This is a genomic window from Candidatus Obscuribacterales bacterium (assembly GCA_036703605.1).
Classification (GTDB): Bacteria; Cyanobacteriota; Cyanobacteriia; order RECH01; family RECH01; genus RECH01.
Window position 1 is genome coordinate 1 of sequence record DATNRH010000879.1, and the last position, 2365, is coordinate 2365.

The following is a 2365-nucleotide window of genomic DNA, read 5'->3' on the forward strand; positions in this document are numbered from 1 at the left end:
TTCAAAGAATTTAATAGACCAGATGTAAAGTTTAAACCCATCTACACCATCCCTCAAGTTAAGCAGATGTTCTTAGAGAGCCGTGACCCTAGCGAATATAGTGCTGCTATGTCCATCGTGGGCGATTGGGACCATTGGCTAATGCTGCGTAACCACCCCAACCTTAAAGGGCATGTGGATAAGTGGTTAGAGGAAATGGCTGTAAAGCTGCGCAGTGAGGCCATTAAGCAAATGGTGGCCCACTCTAAGGCCCAAGGAGGCACTGCCGCTGCCAAGTGGCTTGCTGACAAGGGGTATGCAGATGTGCTAGGTAAGAGGGGTGCTGGGCGTCCTAAGAAGGAAGAAGAAGAGAAGGACCACAGCCATGTCGAAGAGAAACTAGCCACTGTATTGTCCATTGTGAACGGAGTTAAATAATGCCATTTATGTCCGGCGGGAAACGTGATTACAAGAAGCAGTATGAAAAGTATGATGGCAAACCCTCTGTAGTTAAGGATAGGGCAAAGCGTAACAAAGCCCGCGCCCAGATGGAAAAAGAGGGTAAGGTTAGTAAGGGAGATGGTAAGGATGTTGACCACAAAAAGCCACTTAAACGGGGTGGTTCTACTAGCCGCAGCAATTTGCGTGTTCAAGATAGGGCTGTTAACCGTAGTGTTGCAAAAACTAAGGGTAATAAAATGAAGGGTAATGGATGAGTAATCCTAATTTAGTTCGGGACAATAACGGTGGCGCTGTACAAGCCCTCCTTCCCGACACCACTGTTAGTGGTGCCTCTAGTGGCTCTAGTAGTCGCCTAGCCCTTCCTACCTCTACTAGCTTGGTACGGCTGGCCTCTAGTGTGGATGTATATGTAGAGTTGGGTGGGGCTGGTGTTAATGCCACCTCCTCCTCTATGCTATTCCCTGCGGGTGCAGAAGTGTTCTCTGTATTCCCTGCCTCCATTACGCACGTTGCCTTCCTATTAGTAGGGGCAACCCCCGGTGTCTTCTCTGCCACTAAGATGGTGTAATTAGGGCTTATTAATATGTTCAAATCTATTCGTATTTGGTGTCAATCTAAATATCTTTCTTTCAAACTTAAAACTGGTATTGCTAAAAGGGGTCGTCAATGAAGTTGCTTATTACGCTGCGTACTTTCTGGGAAGAGGTTAAGCTGCGCTGCCGCGTGCTGTGGGCTGCTGCTTCGTCCCCTTGGGGTGGTGAGATTACCCCTGTGGGGCGGCTGTATGCCACCCGCATTCGCAATGGCAAGGAAGAGGAGTTGGGCCTCATCTCTACAAAAGTAGTCACTACGGCTGGTGTTAACTACTTGGTTGATGGCCTGCAAAGTAGTGCCACTGACGTTAGCTTGTTCCGCTTCCACGCTAGTGGTACGGATGCCACGGCAGAGAGTAGCGCACAAACTGCCCTCATCACCGAGGTTGCTACGCGCACCAGTGGTACGCAAGCCGAGGGGGCCTCTCCTAACATCTATCGCACCGTGGGCACCATTGCCTATAGCGGCACCTTCGCCATTGTTGAGCATGGCATCTTCAGTGCTGCTTCGGCAGGAACCCTGCTTGATAGGAGCACGTTCGCTCCAATTAACGTCATTAGCGGAGATTCTATCCAATTTACTTATGAACTTACCGTTCCGGCAGGGAGTTAATTATGGCACTATCTGATATTCAACTGACCACGCTGCGTGCTGCTTGCTTTGCAACCCCCGCCGCTGCTGCGTTCTTCGTTAACCCCGGCAACGCTGCTGGGTTGCGCACCTACCTGAACACGGCATCTAGTTTTGTCGTGTGGCGCACTGCTGTGCTGCAAGATGAAATTATGCAGAACGGCTTCGACTGGGTGCGAGTGGACAACCTGAGCGTGGGCAAGGCCCGCATCTGGGACTGGTTGTTCGATAACGAAGGTCGCTCTATCAACCCGTCGAAGGCTAACGTCCGCGCTGGCATTCAAGAGTGCTGGAAGGGGACGGCTGCTGATTTGCTGGTGCAAGCCGCTGTGCTTGACCATTGCAAGCGTAACGCTACGAATGCCGAAAGACTGCTGGGCAGTGGAATTGGTGATGCTGCAAACCCCGGCCTTCTTTCGTTTGAGGGGGACTTGAGCGACGTTGACGCTGCCCGCCTCATCTACCGTGACAACGGCACCGTCTGGACGGAAATCTAAACATGGCTAAAACTCAAACCCGCACCGCCCTAGTATCTAGCGTAGCAAACACTGCTGGCAGCACCACCCGTGGTCGCCTTGATTGTTCTGCTGTGGATGGTGGCATTGTCACTTTCCGCATCACCAACGGGGGCACTGGGCCTACGCTGCAATGTGAGGCTCGCGTATTAGTAGCGCACAAAGACACCGCTATGCCCGCCGCT

6 protein-coding genes are annotated in these 2365 nt (G+C 51.7%); all 6 read left to right on the forward strand.

What is annotated here, in order from left to right:
* The coding region (locus tag V6D20_18055) for a hypothetical protein (GenBank protein HEY9817686.1) at positions 1–417 on the forward strand (417 nt) is incomplete at its 5' end.
* Positions 417–695 carry an HNH endonuclease signature motif containing protein gene (locus tag V6D20_18060; GenBank protein ID HEY9817687.1) on the forward strand — a complete coding sequence of 93 codons (279 nt, stop codon included), beginning with the start codon at positions 417–419 and terminating at the stop codon, positions 693–695. The genes V6D20_18055 and V6D20_18060, both read left to right, overlap by 1 nt.
* Positions 692–1009, forward strand: coding sequence for a hypothetical protein (locus V6D20_18065; GenBank protein HEY9817688.1), 318 nt, complete (start codon positions 692–694; stop codon positions 1007–1009). Before V6D20_18060 ends, V6D20_18065 begins: the two co-directional genes overlap by 4 nt.
* Before the next feature lie 98 nt (positions 1010–1107).
* A complete protein-coding gene (locus V6D20_18070) occupies positions 1108–1647 on the forward strand; it encodes a hypothetical protein (protein ID HEY9817689.1) in 540 nt (179 codons plus the stop codon).
* 2 nt (positions 1648–1649) lie between these two features.
* Positions 1650–2162 carry a hypothetical protein gene (locus tag V6D20_18075; GenBank protein ID HEY9817690.1) on the forward strand — a complete coding sequence of 171 codons (513 nt, stop codon included), beginning with the start codon at positions 1650–1652 and terminating at the stop codon, positions 2160–2162.
* Between the two features lie 2 nt (positions 2163–2164).
* The coding region (locus V6D20_18080; GenBank protein HEY9817691.1) for a hypothetical protein at positions 2165–2365 on the forward strand (201 nt) is incomplete at its 3' end.

What these genes read in the sequence shown, in the direction of transcription:
- V6D20_18060 (HEY9817687.1), top strand. Translation starts at nt 417, where the DNA reads ATGCCATTTATGTCCGGCGGGAAACGTGATTACAAGAAGCAGTATGAA.
- V6D20_18065 (HEY9817688.1), top strand. Translation starts at nt 692, where the DNA reads ATGAGTAATCCTAATTTAGTTCGGGACAATAACGGTGGCGCTGTACAA.
- V6D20_18070 (HEY9817689.1), top strand. Translation starts at nt 1,108, where the DNA reads ATGAAGTTGCTTATTACGCTGCGTACTTTCTGGGAAGAGGTTAAGCTG.
- V6D20_18075 (HEY9817690.1), top strand. Translation starts at nt 1,650, where the DNA reads ATGGCACTATCTGATATTCAACTGACCACGCTGCGTGCTGCTTGCTTT.